The organism is Streptomyces sp. NBC_00569, from assembly GCF_036345255.1.
Taxonomy (GTDB): Bacteria; Actinomycetota; Actinomycetes; order Streptomycetales; family Streptomycetaceae; genus Streptomyces.
Map to the genome: position 1 here is coordinate 4,960,941 of NZ_CP107783.1, position 17,168 is coordinate 4,978,108.

At 72.0% G+C, this 17,168-nt stretch carries 15 protein-coding genes; 6 read left to right on the forward strand and 9 right to left on the reverse strand.

Annotated features, from left to right (window positions below):
* Positions 1–115 precede the first annotated feature (115 nt).
* The 3 genes from OHO83_RS22335 to OHO83_RS22345 form a co-directional block, all read right to left on the reverse strand.
* The gene (locus OHO83_RS22335; protein WP_266672706.1) at positions 116–775 is read right to left on the reverse strand and encodes a DUF5063 domain-containing protein; all 660 of its coding nucleotides are present in this window, start codon (positions 773–775) and stop codon (positions 116–118) included.
* Positions 768–1,367, reverse strand: a complete 600-nt coding sequence (gene recR, locus OHO83_RS22340; protein WP_116511760.1) for a recombination mediator RecR — start codon at positions 1,365–1,367, stop codon at positions 768–770. The genes OHO83_RS22335 and recR overlap by 8 nt, the downstream gene beginning before the upstream one ends.
* A 90-nt stretch (positions 1,368–1,457) precedes the next feature.
* Positions 1,458–1,799 (reverse strand): YbaB/EbfC family nucleoid-associated protein, encoded by a 342-nt coding sequence (locus OHO83_RS22345; protein WP_266676506.1) that lies wholly within the window; start codon positions 1,797–1,799, stop codon positions 1,458–1,460.
* 268 nt (positions 1,800–2,067) lie between these two features.
* Here OHO83_RS22345 and OHO83_RS22350 point away from each other — a divergent pair, with 268 nt between their 5' ends.
* Positions 2,068–2,829 carry an SLATT domain-containing protein gene (locus OHO83_RS22350; protein ID WP_266672705.1) on the forward strand — a complete coding sequence of 254 codons (762 nt, stop codon included), beginning with the start codon at positions 2,068–2,070 and terminating at the stop codon, positions 2,827–2,829.
* Positions 2,830–2,905: 76 nt separating this feature from the next.
* On the opposite strand, the gene OHO83_RS22355 is transcribed toward OHO83_RS22350, so the two are convergent.
* The 5 genes from OHO83_RS22355 to OHO83_RS22375 form a co-directional block, all read right to left on the reverse strand.
* Complete coding sequence (locus OHO83_RS22355) at positions 2,906–3,556, reverse strand: hypothetical protein (RefSeq protein ID WP_266672704.1); 651 nt, start codon at positions 3,554–3,556, stop codon at positions 2,906–2,908.
* A gap of 68 nt (positions 3,557–3,624) precedes the next feature.
* A complete protein-coding gene (locus OHO83_RS22360; protein ID WP_266672703.1) occupies positions 3,625–6,114 on the reverse strand; it encodes a dolichyl-phosphate beta-glucosyltransferase in 2,490 nt (829 codons plus the stop codon).
* Positions 6,111–6,797 (reverse strand): GntR family transcriptional regulator, encoded by a 687-nt coding sequence (locus OHO83_RS22365; RefSeq protein WP_266672701.1) that lies wholly within the window; start codon positions 6,795–6,797, stop codon positions 6,111–6,113. The genes OHO83_RS22360 and OHO83_RS22365 overlap by 4 nt, the downstream gene beginning before the upstream one ends.
* Before the next feature lie 101 nt (positions 6,798–6,898).
* Complete coding sequence (locus OHO83_RS22370; RefSeq protein WP_266672699.1) at positions 6,899–8,254, reverse strand: aspartate aminotransferase family protein; 1,356 nt, start codon at positions 8,252–8,254, stop codon at positions 6,899–6,901.
* Between the two features lie 63 nt (positions 8,255–8,317).
* A complete protein-coding gene (locus OHO83_RS22375) occupies positions 8,318–9,160 on the reverse strand; it encodes a VTC domain-containing protein (RefSeq protein ID WP_266672697.1) in 843 nt (280 codons plus the stop codon).
* A 244-nt stretch (positions 9,161–9,404) separates the two neighbouring features.
* Here OHO83_RS22375 and OHO83_RS22380 point away from each other — a divergent pair, with 244 nt between their 5' ends.
* From OHO83_RS22380 to OHO83_RS22400, 5 genes are all read left to right on the forward strand, one after another.
* Positions 9,405–10,022 carry a DJ-1/PfpI family protein gene (locus tag OHO83_RS22380; protein ID WP_266672695.1) on the forward strand — a complete coding sequence of 206 codons (618 nt, stop codon included), beginning with the start codon at positions 9,405–9,407 and terminating at the stop codon, positions 10,020–10,022.
* Positions 10,019–10,504: a MarR family winged helix-turn-helix transcriptional regulator gene (locus tag OHO83_RS22385; protein ID WP_266672693.1), complete on the forward strand. Its 486-nt coding sequence runs from the start codon at positions 10,019–10,021 to the stop codon at positions 10,502–10,504. Before OHO83_RS22380 ends, OHO83_RS22385 begins: the two co-directional genes overlap by 4 nt.
* A gap of 77 nt (positions 10,505–10,581) precedes the next feature.
* Positions 10,582–12,468 (forward strand): serine/threonine-protein kinase, encoded by a 1,887-nt coding sequence (locus OHO83_RS22390; RefSeq protein ID WP_266672691.1) that lies wholly within the window; start codon positions 10,582–10,584, stop codon positions 12,466–12,468.
* 142 nt (positions 12,469–12,610) lie between these two features.
* Positions 12,611–14,164 carry a substrate-binding domain-containing protein gene (locus tag OHO83_RS22395; RefSeq protein ID WP_266672689.1) on the forward strand — a complete coding sequence of 518 codons (1,554 nt, stop codon included), beginning with the start codon at positions 12,611–12,613 and terminating at the stop codon, positions 14,162–14,164.
* Between the two features lie 122 nt (positions 14,165–14,286).
* A complete protein-coding gene (locus tag OHO83_RS22400; protein WP_266672687.1) occupies positions 14,287–15,795 on the forward strand; it encodes an FG-GAP and VCBS repeat-containing protein in 1,509 nt (502 codons plus the stop codon).
* Between the two features lie 68 nt (positions 15,796–15,863).
* Here the strand turns inward: OHO83_RS22400 and OHO83_RS22405 are convergent, their stop codons facing one another.
* The gene (locus OHO83_RS22405) at positions 15,864–17,147 is read right to left on the reverse strand and encodes an adenylosuccinate synthase (protein WP_266672685.1); all 1,284 of its coding nucleotides are present in this window, start codon (positions 17,145–17,147) and stop codon (positions 15,864–15,866) included.
* Positions 17,148–17,168: the final 21 nt, after the last annotated feature.

The window sequence follows — 17,168 nt, forward strand, 5'->3', positions numbered from 1 at the left end:
GCTCCGGCCGCTCGGACAGGCGCATGCCCGCGCCCCGGCCCGGCAACCGGAAAAGTGGGGTGGGTCACTTCACCGGCCGGATCGTTTCACCGGGGAGCACCCATGGGACGGAGGGTCATTTCACCGTTCGGAGCCCCAGCGGACCCGCGATCTCCTCAGCCATGACCTTGCCCGCGGCCTCGGCGAGGGCGTCCTCGGCGAGGTCCTCGTCGGTGTCGAGGCCGTCCAGGTCGTCCAGCGGCTGGTTGAGGCGGACGTGCGCGACCAGCGACTGGAGCGCGCGCAGGGCGCCGGAGGCCGTGGAGCCCCAGTTCGAGAAGTAGGAGAACTGCCACCACCACAGGGCCTCGGTGGTGCGGCCCGCGCGGTAATGAGCCATGCCGTGGCGCAGATCGGCCATGACGTCGGCCAGGTCGTCCGAGATCCGGCAGGCGACCGGCGCCTTGCGGGGCTCGTACGGGTCGAAGACCTCGGAGTAGACGTCGATCGGCTCCAGGAGCGTGGCGAGCTTCTGGCGCAGGTCGTCGACGTCCGGCTCGGGGCCGAGATCGGGCTCGTAGCGCTCGTCGGGGACGATGTCCTCGTGCGCGCCGAGCCGGCCGCCCGCGAGGAGCAGCTGGGAGACCTCGAGGAGCAGGAAGGGCACGGCCGAGTCCGGCTCGTCACCCTTCGCCACCTCGGCGACCGCGACGAGGAAGGACTCGATCTGGTCCGAGATCTGGACCGCGAAGTCGTCCGGATGGTCCTTGACGGTGTTCAGCGTGGCGTCAGACATCTAGGAGTCGTCTCCCCTCGAAGGCGCGGCCGAGCGTGACCTCGTCCGCGTATTCCAGGTCGCCCCCGACCGGGAGCCCGCTGGCCAGGCGGGTGACCTTGAGGCCCATCGGCTTGATCATGCGGGCGAGGTACGTCGCCGTGGCCTCGCCCTCCAGGTTCGGGTCCGTGGCCAGGATCAGCTCGGTGACCGTTCCGTCGGCGAGGCGGGCGAGGAGTTCCCTTATCCGCAGGTCGTCCGGGCCGACGCCCTCGATGGGGCTGATCGCCCCGCCGAGCACGTGGTACTTGCCCCGGAACTCGCGGGTCCGCTCGATCGCGACGACGTCCTTGGGCTCCTCGACGACACAGATCACCGTCAGGTCGCGGCGCGGGTCGCGGCAGATGTTGCACAGCTCCTCCTGCGCCACATTGCCGCAGGTCGCGCAGAAGCGGACCTTGGCCTTGACCTCCATGAGGGCCTGCGCGAGACGCCGTACGTCCGTCGGCTCCGCCTGCAGGATGTGGAAGGCGATCCGCTGCGCGCTCTTGGGACCGACGCCCGGCAGCCTGCCGAGCTCGTCGATGAGGTCCTGGACCACGCCTTCGTACACGGAGTGCCTTCCGACTTCTGCTTGATGGTGCTGTGCCGCTGAGCATGCCAGCCGCTGAGTAGTACGTACGTTAGTTGCGGTGGGGCTTCCTTAGAAGGGAAGCCCCGGGATGCCTCCGCCGCCCAGGCCCTGGGCCAGCGGGCCGAGCTTCTGCTGCTGGAGCGCCTGCGCGTTCTCGTTCGCCGCCTGGACCGCCGCGACGACCAGGTCGGCGAGGGTCTCGGTGTCCTCGGGGTCGACCGCCTTCGGGTCGATGACGAGGCCGCGCAGCTCGCCGGAGCCGGTCACCGTCGCCTTGACCAGACCGCCGCCGGCCTGGCCCTCGACCTCGGTCCTGCCCAGCTCTTCCTGCGCCTTGGCGAGGTCCTGCTGCATCTTCTGGGCCTGCTGCAGCAGCTGCTGCATATTGGGCTGGCCACCACCGGGAATCACGATCAGCTCCTGTTGCGTCCTGTTTCGACCTGCGACCACGGGCGGGTTCTCCGCCCTGGAACGAGCCTACGTGGTCGGGGTGTCGCCCGCCCCGGCACCTTTCGCTGCACTCTTTCGAGTGAGTCGAGCTGCCTGCCTATACCTGATCAAGGCCCTCTTCCGGGCGGAAATACCGCGAAAACGGGTCCTTGGCCACCCATTGGGCGGTAGGAAGATGCTCTGCACATGAGCCCCATCCGTGACCAGGACCAGTCGTAGGGAGTGCCGGGTGAGCCAGCCGGAGATGCAGCCCGAGGGACCGCCGCAGGAGGAGCGGGGCGCCCGGGGCGAGCGCAGTGACGGCACGGGTGACGCGGTGCGGCCGGGCGACCTGACCGGGCGGACGTTTCCCGTCGGTGACTGGGGCGAGCCCGCCGAGCGGCTCGACGAGCTCTACCGGTGGGTGGAGCGCGGGGCGCTCGACACGGCGCACTGGTACCTCGCCGACCGGGTGTGGAAGCGGCGCGGGGCGCGGGCGCTGCGGGGCGGTGCGGTCGCCGGTGCCGTGTCGGGGGCGGCGCTGCCGCTGCTCGATCTGACCGGGGCGCTCGGCGGGGTCGCGCCCTGGGGGTATCTGGCGCTGCTGCTCGCGGTGGCGTGCGTGGCCTGCGACCGGTACTTCGGGCTCACGTCGGGCTGGATAAGGGACGTGGCCACGGCCCAGGCGGTGCAGCGGCGGCTTCAGGCGCTCCAGTTCGACTGGGCGTCGGAGAGCGTGCGGGAGGTGCTCGGCCCGACGGAGGGCACGGCCAGTGAGGCCGCCGAGCGGTGCCTGTCGGTGCTGCGGCGCTTCACGGACGACGTGACGGAGCTGGTGCGGTCGGAGACGGCGGACTGGATGGTGGAATTCCGCTCGGGTCCCGCGCCGCTGGTGATGCAGTCCTCCGTCGCCCCGGGCACCCGCCCCGTGGAGCCGCCGCCGGGCCGCTTCCCGCTCCCCCCGGGCGCCCGCCCGAACATGCCCCGCCAGCGCCCGCCCGAGCCGCGCTGACCGCTCCTCGTCCTGCCTGGGGCGGTGCGGTCGGGCGGGCCCGTGGCGGGGCGCGGTTCGGGCGCGGGGCTCCGGGTCAACTGAAGATGATCATGGAACCTTGGGCCAGGCTCCGGGTCGCGGCCGCGTGCAGGCCGAGCCAGACATGGCGTTCGCGGGCGAAGGGGCTGTTGTCGAGGGGGGCCGGCGCCGCCGGTTCCTCCAGCGCCGTGGGGCCCTCCGGCGGGACCGGGGGCGCCGGCGGGTTGGCCGGGTCTATGCCGATCGACCGGGCCACGTACTCCAGTTCCCGCAGGAGCGCGTGCGAGGAGCAGAGGGGGCCACCGCCGGCGAGGAGTTCGTCGTTGGACAGCGGACTCGGGAAGTCCACGGGGACGTACGCTCCCGCGTGGTCGTAGTGCCAGACCAGATGCGACTGCTGCGCCGTCGTCTCGAACATCTCCAGGAGCTGCTCGTAGTCGCCGCCCAGTTCGTCGACCGGCGTGACGGCGAGGCCGCACATCTGGAGGAGGTACGCGCGCCGCAGGAAGTGCAGCGCGTCGTAGTCGAAGCCGGCGACGGGGGCCACGTCACCGGAGAGTCCCGGCATGTACGAGTAGACCGGCACCGGTGGCAGTCCTGCCTCGTGCAACGCCTTGTCGTAGAGCGCGAGTTCCTCGGCGAAGGGGTTGTCGGGGCTGTGGCACAGCACATCGACGAGCGGGACCAGCCACAGGTCACAGGCCAAGGCGACTCCTCCGGTGGTGAAGGCCGTAATGAACGGCGGAAAGGCAGCGTAATGCGCGCGGAGCCGGTTCAGCTCCCCCTCTGCACATTGCTCAGATCCCAGATCCATACGCCTCCGGTCCACGTACCGGCCCTGCCGACCAGCTGGTCGACCGTCGCCCGCAGCACCCCGTCGTTCTGCTGCGGGGCGAGCACGAGGACACCGGCGCGCCAGTACGCGAAGTCGCGGCGGGCCTGGGCGCGCCACGCGTCGGTGATCTCGGGGGCCCGGCCCGAGTAGCGGATGTCGCGCAGCAGGTTGGAGGTCCAGCGGGGCGAGGCGCCGTAGATGCCGACGTGGTCGGGGCCGTAGGGGCCGTTGAAGTACCCGCCGGGAAGACGGAAACCGAGGCCGGCCTCGGTCTGCCAGTGCAGGGCCTCCGCGTTGCCCGGGTCGGGCAGCGGCACCGGCACGAGACTCTCGCCGGGGCCGACGTACCGCTTCCAGGTGCCGTCGGCGACGAACGCCGGGACGTCGGCCCGGTCGACCGCCCTGAGCGGCGCCGGGACGATCGGCACGAGCGCCGCGGCGACCACCGCGAAGCCGACGAGCCGGTACGGGACCCGCGCCGCGGCGAGCCGGTCCAGCGCGAGGGCGAGCAGCATCCCGAGCGCGGGCGCGCACACCATCGCCACCCGCGACTCGATGACCGACTCGAACAGAGGCCGGTGGGCGAGCAGCGCCCAGGGGCCCGGCAGTACGACGTCGGTCAGCGGGATACGGAACTTCGGGCCGAGCGAGAGCAGGGCCGCGGCGACCGCGGTGAACGCGAGCGCCTTCACCGCGGCGCTGCGCCACAGCCGTACGACGATCGCGAAGGCGAGCGCGACGAGCGGCCAGCCGTAGAAGGCGTTCTGCTCGGTCGGGTTGAGGGCGAGCGTGGCGGCGCGCTCGCGGGAGCCGGCGAGGGAGCGCTCGGCGAAGGAGAGGAGGGCGAGGGGGCTGTTGCCCGCGTTGTCGCCGTGCAGCACGCTCTTGTAGCTCTGCGGGCCGAGGAACTGCCAGTACAGGGGGAAGGCGACGAGCGGCAGCGCGACCGCGGCGGCGACCCCCAGCCCGCGCAGGAGCGGGCGCCACATGGCCTTCGCCACGTCCCTGCGCACGACGGCGTAGGCGAGCGCGAACAGCACCATGCCCATGACGGCGAGCAGGAGCGGTTCCTCACCGAGGAAGATCTGGTACGTCGCGAAGAGGCCGAGGACGACGCCGTCGCGCACCACGCGCTTGCCTTCGCCCAGCCGCAGCGCCCGCTCGATGATCAGCGGGATCATGAACAGGACGACGAAGTTCGGGTGCGCGTGCGCGTGGCTGACCATCGGGGGCGCGAACGCGGCGAGGAGCGCGCCGGTCGCGGCGGCCCACCGGGTCCGTACGAGCCGTTTCAGGATCAGCCGGTACCAGGCGAACGCGGTGGCGGCGAGGCCGCACGTCATCGCCACGTTCAGGGCGACGGCGGGGCCGAAGAGCCAGGTCACGGGGGCGAGCGGGACGGACAGGCCCAGCATCGCGGTGTTGGCCATCAGGTTCACGCCGTCCGGGAAGCCCTGGAGCGTCGTGAACAAGGGGTTGTGGAGGTGGCGGACGCTGTCCGCCGTCACCGCGAAGAACCACTCCCACTGGTTCTGGTCCTGGAGGGAGTCGGGGAGGTAGCGGTGCGCGGGCGCCGCCCAGCGGCCCGAGTACAGGGCGACGGACAGGACGAGGAAGAGGGCCGCCACGAGGAGGTGGCCCTTCGGCACCGCCCGCGCCCTGAGCGTCACCAGCTCGGCCAGGACCCGTATGTAGTCGAAGGGGCGGACCTTCGAGCCCGCCTGGTGCGACCACCGCACGGGCACCTCGGCGACCGGCCAGCCGGAGCGGCGGAAGTACATCAGTATCTCCACGTCGATGCCCCAGCCGTCCAGGCGTGCCGCGGCGAACGCGGCGCGGGCCCGGTCGCCGTCGAAGAGCTTGAAGCCGCACTGGGTGTCCCTGATGCCGGGGACGGTCGTCGCACGGATCAGGAAGTTGCCGGTGCGGCCGAGGACTTCGCGCAGCCGGTGCTGGTGGCGGGCGATCGTCGCGCCGGGCCTGGCGCGGGAGCCGATCGCCGCCGCGTGGCCCTCGCCGAGCGCCTTGTCGAGGGCTTCCAGCTCCTCTATGGGCGCGGCGAGGTCGGCGTCGGTGACCAGGACACGGCGGCCGCGGGAGGCCAGGACACCCTGGCGCAGGGCGTGGCCCTTGCCGCGGTTGCGGGGGCTCCTGACGAGCCGGATGCGGGGGGTGCGGCCGGGGCCCTCGGGGGCGGCCGCCGCCGCGCACTCCGCGATCTCGCCGGTCCGGTCGGTGGAGCCGTCGTCGACGACGACGATCTCCCAGTCACCCCACCGGTTCCCGCCGTCCCTGTCGCTCAGGTACGCGGTGACCGCGTCCAGCGTGGGACCGAGCCGGCGCTCCTCGTTGTACGCGGGGACGACGACGGTGAGGTCCACCACGCCCGCGCGCGCGGCGACGGGACGGTCGGTCCGCTCCGTGCTCACCGCCCGGCCAGCCGCTCGACGAGGGCGAGGGAGTCTGCGTTGTACGCGGTGACGATGTCCTGCGCGGCGCGGGCGTCCCGGGCCGCGAGCGCGTCGACGAGGCCGCAGTGCCCCGACCAGAGGTGGCCTCTGAGGTCGTCCACGCGGCGCAGGTGCGGGACCGCGCACATCCACGACTGGACGCGCAGGCGATGGAAGAAGTCGGAGAGGTACGGGTTCCCGAACAGGGCGCTGAGCTCGCGCCAGAACCGCAGGTCGTAGCCGATCAGCACGTTCAGGTCGCCGGCCGCGGCCGCGCGGGCGGCCTCCTCGCCGCGGCGGCGGACCCCGGCGAGGGCGGCGGGAGTGGCTTGGTGCGCGTCGGCGTCGGCGACGAGGCCGCGGAAGATGCCGTCCGTGACGAGGCTGCGGGCCTCGATCATGCCGCGGTAGTCGGCGAGCGAGTACTCGTGGACCGCGAAGCCGCGGTGCTGGGCGGAGTCCAGGAGACCCTGCCCGGACAGGTCGACCAGGGCCTCGCGGACCGGGGTCGCGGAGACGCCGTACTGCTCGGCGATCTCCTTGACCGTGAACTCCTGGCCCGGTTCGAGCCGCCCCGCGAGGATCTCGTCGCGCAGGGCGTCGGCGATCTGCTGGCGCAGCGTGCTGCGCTGGACGGCAGCTCCGCCGTCGGTTCCGGGCACGTGGTGTCCCTCCCCCGTAGTGCGTCGTCAGCTGGTGAGGCTGTTCCTGGTCAGCTGGTCAGCCTACGCACTACGGGGAGTGACACGGAGTACTTGTTTCCCTACGCCGTGTATCCGTCCGCCACGGTCAGCGCCTCGTCGAGGGCGGCGAGACCCTCCTTGGCCTCGGCCTCCGTGACGTTGCACGGCGGGACCACGTGGGTGCGGTTCATGTTGATGAAGGGCCACAGGCCGTTCTTCTTGGCGGCGGCGCCGAAGGCGGCCATCGGCGCGTTCGCCGCACCCGCCGCGTTGTACGGGGTCAGCGGCTCACGGGTGGCCTTGTCCTTCACCAGCTCCAGGGCCCAGAACATGCCGAGTCCGCGGACCTCGCCCACCGACGGGTGGCGCTCGGCCAGCTCGCGCAGCGCCGGGCCGATCAGCGTCTCGCCGAGGTGGGCGGCGTTCTCGACGACGCGCTCCTCCTCCATGACGTTGATGGTGGCGACGGCCGCGGCGCAGGCCAGCGGGTGCCCGGAGTAGGTGAGGCCGCCCGGGTAGGGGCGCTTGCCGAACGTGTCGGCTATGGCGCCGGAGATGGCGACGCCGCCGAGCGGGACGTAGCCCGAGTTCACGCCCTTGGCGAAGGTCATCAGGTCGGGCACGACGTCGTAGTGGTCCGCGGCGAACCACTTGCCGGTGCGCCCGAAGCCCGCCATGACCTCGTCGAGGATGAAGACGATGCCGTGCCGGTCGCACAGCTCGCGCACGCCCTGGAGGTAGCCGGGCGGCGGCGTCATGATGCCGGCGGTGCCGGGCACGGTCTCCAGGATGATCGCGGCGATCGTGGCCGGGCCCTCGAAGGCGATGGTGTCCTCGAGGTGCTGGAGTGCGCGCTCGCACTCCTGCTGCTCGGTCTCCGAGTAGAACGGGGAGCGGTACAGGAACGGCGCCCAGAAGTGGACGACGCCCGCCGCGCCCTGGTCGCTCGGCCAGCGGCGCGGGTCGCCGGTCAGGTTGATCGCGGTGGAGGTGGCGCCGTGGTACGAGCGGTAGGCGGAGAGCACCTTGGGGCGGCCCGTGTGCAGACGGGCCATGCGGGTGGCGTTCTCCACCGCCTCGGCGCCGCCGTTGGTGAAGAAGATCTTGTCCAGGTCGCCGGGGGTCCGCTCGGCGATGAGGCGTGCGGCCTCGGAGCGGGCCTCGACGGCGAACGCGGGCGCGAAGGTCGTGAGGGAGGCGGCCTGCTCCTGGATCGCGGCGACGACCTTCGGGTGCTGGTACCCGATGTTCGTGAAGACGAGGCCGGAGGTGAAGTCGAGGTAGCGGTTGCCGTCGTAGTCCCAGAAGTACGAGCCTTCGGCGCCGGCGACGGCGAGCGGGTCGATGAGCTCCTGTGCGGACCAGGAGTGGAACACGTGCGCACGGTCCGCGGCCTTGACGGCGGCGCCGACCTGGGGATTCGGCTGAGGGGTCATGGGCCCGAGGGTAAATGTCCGCATGGTGGAAGGACCATCGGCGTCCTGTCTGTGGGACGGCCGCTAACGCGACACACTGTCGCCCTCGCCCGGAGGCACCGCCCCGGGGAACAGCGTCCGCACCGCGTCGTCCCACGGTCCGGCCGCCAGCTCGGGCCGCAGCGCGGCGAGCCCCCCGCAGTACTTGCCGAACGCGACGGGCGCCACCCCGAACCGGGCGAGGAGCCGGTCCGCGTCCGTCGGCCGCCCCGGCGCGCCCGCCTTGGTCTCCACGAGCACGGACCCGCCGTCTGCCCGCACCGCGCGCCCCCGCGACGCGTCACGCACGACGAGCCCCGCGTCGCAGGTGAGCCGCTGCCCGTCGGCCACGAACGTCGCGCGCCGGTACTCGGTGACGACGCGGGCGGCCAGCTCCTGCGGCGCCCCGATGCCGTACGTGCCGCGCAGGAGGCCGCTGACGAAGGCGCGCCGGGTGTCGTCGAGGGGGTGGTCGCCCTCGCCCAGGAGGGTGCGGTGCTTGACCGTCCCGCCGTCCGCGCAGCGCACCTTGAGCTCCAACTGCCGCTTCCCGCTGTCCTCGTAGAGCCGCTCCCTGATGCCGAAGCGGGGCGCGCGTTCCTGCGCGTGGTCGTGGAACGTGCGCAGGGCGGGGGTGTCGTAGTGCGTCGAGCGGTATCCGAACCAGCGGCGACCGCCGACGGACAGGGCGCGGTAGGGGCCGCCCGGCCTGCGGGGGTCGGTGAGCAGGGCGGCGAAGTCCTGGAAGAGCTCGACGGGAACGATATAGCTGTGGCCGTGGTGGCGCAGCAGCGGGGCCTCGGCGTCGGTCCCGTCGAGTCCGACGGGGCGGGCGGCGAGCGCGGCGCGCGCGAGGGCGCGGACGGCGACTGGCGTCCTGTTCAGCACACGGTCTCCTCGGTAGGGGGAGGTCGTAGACGTGAAGGGGTACGTCGTGACGTGGTCGTCGTGGTTCGTTGCGGTTCGTCGTGAAGTACTACGTACCGGATCGCAAGATCGTTCCGATTGACGGAAATGAATTTCCACGGAGAAGGGGGCCGTGCGAAGGATGATTGACAGCATCCTGTCGCAATGACAGCATGCTGTCATAAGCATCAGGCAGTGACAGGTACCCGAGGTTCTGGAGGACACCATGACCGCCGGCCGCGCCGAGAAGCCCGTACACCTCGCCGTCTACGACACGCTCGCCGACTGGGAGTCGGGGCACGCCACCGCGCACCTGGCCCGTGGCGGTTACGGGATCCGCACCGTCGCGCTCGACTCCGGGCGGGCCGTCACCACCATCGGCGGCGTGCGCGTCCAGCCCGATCTCGCCCTCGACGACCTGCGCCCCGAGGACAGCTCGCTGCTGATCCTCACCGGCGCCGACCTCTGGGACGCCGGTGACGACCTCGCGCCCTTCGCCCGCAAGGCCCGTGCCTTCCTCGACGCGGGAGTGCCGGTCGCCGCGATCTGCGGGGCCACCGCCGGACTCGCCCGCGAGGGCCTGCTCGACGACCGGGCGCACACCAGCGCCGCCCCCATGTACCTCGACGCCACCGGCTACAAGGGCGGCGAGCGCTACGTCGACGCGGACGCCGTGACCGACGGCGGCCTGATCACCGCCGGGCCGACCGAACCGGTCGCGTTCGCGCGCGAAGTCCTCGGCGGGCTCGGGGTGTTCGAGGGCGAGCTGCTCGACGCCTGGTACCGCCTGTTCCACGACTCGGACGTGACGGCGTACGCGATCCTCCAGGGAGCGCAGGAGTGAGCAGGGCGCGCCAGGACCTGCTGAGCCGGACCGCGCTCGGCGTCTTCCGGCTCAACGGCCAGTTCCTGTCCGTCTCCGAGGAGCTTTCACGGCCCGCGGGACTCACCGCGGCCCGGTGGCAGGTGCTCGGCGCGGTCCTGACCGAGCCGCTGCCCGTCGCCGGCATCGCGCGCGTCATGGGCATCACCCGCCAGAGCGTGCAGCGCGTCGCCGACCTGCTCGTCACCCAGGGCCTCGCCGCGTACGAGCCGAACCCGGCCCACCGGCGCGCCAAACTCCTGGCCCCCACCGAGGAGGGCCGTGCGGCGGTCGCGCGGATCGGCCCCGGCCACGCGGCCCTCGCGGACCGGCTCGCGGCGGCACTCGGCGAGGACGAACTCGCCGCGACGGTGCGGACGCTCGAACGGCTGTCGGCGGCACTCGACGAGGTGATGGATCACCCCGGGGGTCACCCGACGGCCCACCCTGTTACGGAACCGTAGACGCCGCCACCGCCCCAGTGTCACAACCTCCCACTATTCTCAGGATGTTGGTCACACACGGGGGAGGGTGGCGCGACATGGAGAAGCTGGGGGCGGGAGATCCGCAGCGCATCGGTGCGTACCGGCTGCTGGCGCGGCTCGGGGCGGGCGGGATGGGCCAGGTCTATCTGGCGCGTTCGGACCGCGGGCGCACGGTCGCGGTCAAGCTGGTACGCCAGGAGCTCGCCGAGCAGGAGGAGTTCAGGAACCGGTTCCGGCTCGAGGTGCGGGCCGCGCGACAGGTCGGCGGGGAGTGGACCGCGCCGGTCCTCGACGCGGACACGGAGGCGGACATCCCCTGGGTGGCCACGGGTTACGTGGCGGGGCCCTCGCTCCAGACGGTCGTCTCGCACGACTACGGCGCGCTGCCCGAGCGCTCCGTGCGGATCCTCGCGGCGGGCCTCACGCACGCGCTCAAGGACATCCACACCGCGGGCCTCATCCACCGCGACCTGAAGCCGTCGAACGTCCTGGTGACGATCGACGGGCCCCGGGTCATCGACTTCGGTATCGCCCGCGCCCTGGAGACCGTGACGGACGGCGGCCTCACGAGAACGGGCGCCCTCGTGGGCTCGCCCGGCTTCATGGCCCCCGAGCAGGTGCGCGGCGACCGGATCACCCCGGCCTGCGATGTGTTCTGCCTCGGCTCGGTCCTCGCCTACGCGGCGTCGGGCGCGCTCCCGTTCGGCACGGCCAACAGCGGGGTGCACGCCCTGATGTTCCGTATCGCCCAAGAGGAACCCGACCTCGAAGGGCTCCCGGAGGGCCTCCAGGAACTCGTACGGGACTGTCTGCACAAGGAGCCCTCGGCCCGGCCGACCCTGGACCAGCTTCTGGAGCGGACCGGCGCCGAGGACACGCTCGGCGACGGCGGACGCACACGTGACCCGTGGCTGCCGGGCGCCCTCGTGGCCCAACTGGGTCGTCACGCGGTGCAGTTGCTGGACACGGAGGACCCCGACGGCGCGACCGGGGCGACCTCCGGGCAGCCGCCCAGCCTCTCCAAGGAGACGCCCGCACCCGCCACGCCCGCCGCTCCCGCAGCGCCCGCAGAGACCGGGAACGGCGAGCCGACCCCTCCCCCGCCCGGCAAGCCCGGCGCCGCGCCCGTCAACCACCTCCCGACGATGGTCTCCCCCTCCGGCCCGCCGGCCCCCGCGCTCCCGCCGGCGGCCCCGCCCGCCTCCGCCGCGTACGGGTATCCGCATCCGCACCCCCAGGCACCCGTCTACGGCTATCCGCAGCAGGGCGCCTGGGGCGGGACGCCGCCCTACGGCCCCGCCGCCACACCGCCGTACGGCCCCGGCGTCGTCCCCATCGGCGCGCCGCAGCCGGAGCCGCGGCGCAGCGGGCGCTCCACGGCCGCGCTGATCGTGGTGGCGCTCGTCGTGGCGCTCGGCGCGGGCGGCTCGGTGTACGCGCTGATGAAGGACGACGGCAAGCCGGCCTCCCAGAGCGAGGACTCCAAGCAGCCGACGTCCGGTGCGCCCACGAGCCAGGGACCCTCGACGGCCGGCCCCAGTTCGCAGGACCCCGGGACCTCGCAGCCGGCCGAGTCCTCCGAACCGCCCGCGGGCGGGGACGTGCCCGCCGAGTTCCTCGGCACCTGGACCGCCTCGATCGACAATGCCACGGGCCACAACACCCGCCGTCTGGACATCGGGCAGGGCGGCCCCGGGGACACGGTCCTGTCGATGACGGCGGACGGACCGCTCAAGGGGGGCGGCACGTACCACTGCGTGTTCCAGGGCACGCTGGTGTCGGCCTCCGGCGGGACGCTGCACATCGGCGCCACCGACGTCGTCTCCGGCCCCGCCGGTTCGTGCAGTCCGGGCAAGCCGAGCACGGTCGAGGTGCTCTCGTCGGGCGAGCTGCGCCGCACGATGAACAACGGCGACGAGCTGACGTACAGCAAGGGCGGCTGAACACCCGGTCCGCCGGGCCGAGTTGAACGGAAGGGTGTCGTCCGGCGAACATCCGCCGACGCACCCGCCGTTCCGCCCCCGGCCGGCCGTCCGCTTCGTACGGTGACCGCACCATCAAGTCGGTGACCCGTGCGAGGGGCTCATGAGCTGGTTCGATGTCGACGTCGTCATGGGTGGCGCCGGTGTGCTCATCGGCATCGCGTCCATCGCCGCGCCGGTGTGGATCGACCGACGCGCGCCGCGCCGCAAACGCATCGGCTACCGCAAGCAGATGGACACCGTCATAGGCGGCAGCAACCGCGCGGGCGCCAGCAACGTACGGCTCGGACTCTTCGACGAGATGCCCGAGATGTCGGACGCGACGCTCGTCCTGCTGCGCATCGAGAACGACGGCTCGGTGCCCATCGGCCGGGACGACTACACGGACTCGTCACCGCACCACGGCCTGACCGCCGTGTTCGAGGACCGCACCGTCCGGGGCGTGGCCGTCACGCTGCCGCCCGAGGCGGAGCACCTGATGGGCCACTTCGACCAGGGTCCGGGACTGGTCAGTTCGGGCAGCGCACTGCGCATCCCGCGGGTGCCGCTCAACCCCGGCGCGTACTACAAGCTCCTCGTCCTGCTCACCGGCGGACCGGTCGACAGCGACACCACCGTCCAGGGCGATGTCGAGGGCGGTGAACTGCACGAGAACCACAGCGTCACGCCCGACGAGAAGCCCCCCGTGTTCGGCTTCTGGGCACGCCGGGTGACCGGCCTCCTGAGCGCCTTCGTCATCGCGCTCGCGGCCCTCGCCCTGTGGCCCGACACCCCGCCGCCGCCCGACTACTGCGAGAAGGGCCCGCTCACGGTCACCGGCTCGACGGCGTTCGCTCCGGTCGCCGAGGAGCTGAAGCAGAAGTACGAGGAGCACTGCCCCGACGTGACCATCACGGTCAGCGCCCACGGCAGCCAGACCGGCGTACGGGAACTCGCCCTCGGCGGCGCGCAGGGAACGGGCGCCGCCGGGCAGCCGGCCAAGGGATCACCGGCCGTGGTCGCCTTCTCCGACGGGCCGCGCCCCGCGAGCTACACCCAGCTCAGCGAGAACCACGTCGCCGTCTCCCTGTTCACCCTCGTCGTCAACGACCGGGTCCGGCTCAGGAACCTGCGGGTCGCCGACGTACGCCGCCTCTACCGCGGCGAGATCCGCTCCTGGGCCCAGCTCGGCGGACCCGACCTGCCCGTCGTCCTGGTCAGCCGCACCTCGGGCTCCGGCACCCGCCGCGCCCTCCAGGACCGGGTCCTCGCCGGCGGCGAGGAGCCCCGCACCTCGTCGGACGACTGCACCAACAGAACGGTGCGGTCGGAGCCCGTACTGCGCTGCGAACTCGACTCCACCGACCAGGTCCTGGACGCCGTCGCCCGCATCCCCGGGGCGCTCGGCTACAGCGAACTGCGCGCCGCCACCGAGCTGAAGGGCCTGCACCGTCTCTCCCTCGACGGCCACGCGCCGGACATCGACCACATCGAGTCGAGCGGCTACCCGTACCGCGAGATCGAGTTCGCCTACACCTACGGCCGCCCGCCCGCCGACTCCCTCGCCTCCAGCTTCCTGGCCTACGCGATCCGCGGCCCCGGCCAGGACGTCGTCCGCACCCACGGCCATCTGCCGTGCGGGACGCCCGTGGGGCTGCGGATCTGCGGAAAGGAGTGACGGCCCCGCTCCCCCGGCACTCCCCCAGGAAATAGCCCGATGGCGCCTACAACCTTCGGCCTCCGGCACGGGTCTCCTGATCACCAAACCGCCATGCCGAGCCCGCCGCAGGAGAATCCGCCATGCCGAAGCACAAGCGCACCCCCGCCGTCAGACCGGGCCGTGGCCGCATCGCGGCCGCGACGGCCGCCGCGGCCGCACTCACCGGAGGCCTCGTCTCCCTGTCGGCCGGCGCCGCGTCGGCGACGCCCGGCGCCTCCGCCACCCAGCCGCACGAGGCCGACTTCAACCTCGACGGCTACCCGGACGTCGCCGTCTCCTCTCCCGAGGCGTCCGTCAGCGGCCACGCGAAGGCCGGGCAGATCACCGTGTTCTACGGTTCGGCGAGCGGGATCAGCGCCGCGAAGCGCGCCACCCTCACCCAGAGTTCCACGGGCGTGCCGGGCACGCCCGAGTCCGGCGACCTCTTCGGTTACGTCACCTCACCTGGCGACTTCAACCATGACGGCTTCACCGACCTCGCCGTGGGCACCCCCTACGAGGACATGCCCGGCGACACCGACGGCGGGACCGTCACCGTCCTGTGGGGCTCCTCCGGAGGGCTGAAGGGCGGCACCACCATCGCGGACCCGGCGCCCTCCAGCCACGACCGGTTCGGCTTCGACGTCGCGGCGGGCGACTTCGACGGCGACGGGAAGACCGACCTCGTGACGGCGGACACCAGCAAGTCCGTCCGCGTCTTCAAGAGCGGCATCGCGAAGTCGGGCACGGTCGGCTCGGTCACCGCCGTCACCACCCCGGTGCGGGCGACCAGCCCGTACCACCTGCACAAGCTCACGGCCGGCGACGTGAACGCAGACGGCAAGGACGACCTCGTCGTCAGCGGCAACAACGCCACCAGTGACGGCGACTACCTCGCCAACTACTACCTGCCCGGCACGGCGTCCGGCCCGTCCGCCACCGCCACCGCACTGCCGGGCGGCATCATCAGCGACATAGGTGACATCAACGGCGACGGCTTCGGCGACGTGGTCACCGGCCTGACCTCCGACGCCTCCAACTCCGAGGAGCAGCCCGGCACGTCCACCGGCGGCGACATCCACGTCACGTACGGCTCCGCCACCGGACCGGACGGCGGCACCACCGTGATCTCCCAGGACACCGCGGGCGTCCCCGGCACCGGTGAGGCGTCGGACCTGTTCGGCTGGGAGGTCAGCGTCGGCGACATCAACGGCGACGGCCTCTCCGACATCGCCATCGGCACCGTCGCCGAGGACGGCGCGGCCTCGGGAACGGGCGACAGCGGCGCCGTGACCGTCCTGTACGGCTCGGCCTCGGGCGTCACCGGAACCGGCGCCCAGACCTTCACCCAGGACACGGCGGGCGTCCCGGGCAGCAGCGAGTACCAGGACGCGTTCGGCACCGACGTCCTGCTGTCGGACTTCAACGCCGACGGCAGGTCGGACCTGGCCGTCGGAGTCAGCGGCGAGAACGAGGGCAACGGCGCCGTCACCGTCCTCAAGTCCAGCGGCGGCAGGATCACCACGACGGGCGCGGTGTCGCTCTCGCCCTCGGCCGTGGGCGTGTCCACGTCCGGCACCCCACAGTTCGGGTCGGTCTTCGGAGGCTGACCGCACACACGAAGGCGCCCCGGCCCGCCGAAGCGGACCGGGGCGCCTGCTGTTCCGGGGCGCGGGGCCTAGAGGAACGAGTTGACCTCGATGGTCTCGGTGCGGCCGGGGCCGACACCGATCGCGGAGATCGGGGCGCCCGACATCTCCTCCAGGGCCTTCACGTACGCCTGCGCGTTCTTCGGCAGGTCGGAGAAGGTCTTGGCCTTGGTGATGTCCTCGGACCAGCCCGGCAGGTACTCGTAGACCGGCTTCGCGTGGTGGAAGTCGGACTGCGAGTACGGGAGCTCCTCGACGCGCTTGCCGTCGATCTCGTAGGCGACGCAGACCGGGATCTGCTCCCAGCCCGTGAGCACGTCCAGCTTGGTGAGGAAGAAGTCCGTCAGACCGTTCACGCGGGTCGCGTAGCGGGCGATGACCGCGTCGAACCAGCCGCAGCGGCGGTCACGGCCGGTGGTGACACCGCGCTCGCCGCCGATGCGGCGCAGCGCCTCGCCGTCCTCGTCGAACAGCTCGGTCGGGAACGGGCCCGCGCCGACACGGGTCGTGTACGCCTTGAGGATGCCGATGACGCGGCTGATCTTCGTCGGGCCGACGCCCGCACCCGTGCAGGCGCCGCCCGCGGTCGGGTTCGACGACGTCACGAAGGGATACGTGCCGTGGTCGATGTCGAGCAGCGTGCCCTGGCCACCCTCGAAGAGGACGACCTTGTCGTCGTCGAGGGCCTTGTTCAGGATCAGGGTGGTGTCGGCGACGTAGCCCTTGATCTGCTCCGCGTAGCCGAGCAGCTCCTCGACGACCTGCTCCGCCTCGATGGCGCGCCGGTTGAAGACCTTGGTGAGGAGCTGGTTCTTGCCCTCCAGCGCCGCTTCGACCTTCTGGGTGAGGATCGACTCGTCGTAGAGGTCCTGGACGCGGATGCCGACGCGGTTGATCTTGTCCGCGTACGTCGGGCCGATACCGCGGCCGGTGGTGCCGATCTTGCGCTTGCCGAGGAAGCGTTCCGTCACCTTGTCGACGGTCACGTTGTACGGCGTGATGATGTGCGCGTTGCCGCTGAGCAGCAGCTTCGACGTGTCGACGCCGCGCTCGTTCAGTCCACTCAGCTCGGAGAGCAGGACCGACGGGTCGACGACGACACCGTTTCCGATGACCGGCGTGCACTCCGGCGAGAGGATCCCGGAAGGGAGGAGGTGGAGCGCATACTTCTGGTCGCCTACGACGACCGTGTGACCGGCGTTGTTGCCGCCCTGGTAGCGCACCACATAGTCCACGGATCCACCGAGCAGGTCGGTGGCCTTTCCCTTGCCTTCGTCACCCCACTGAGCACCGAGCAGCACAAGTGCGGGCACAGGCGTACACCCCTTCCGGGC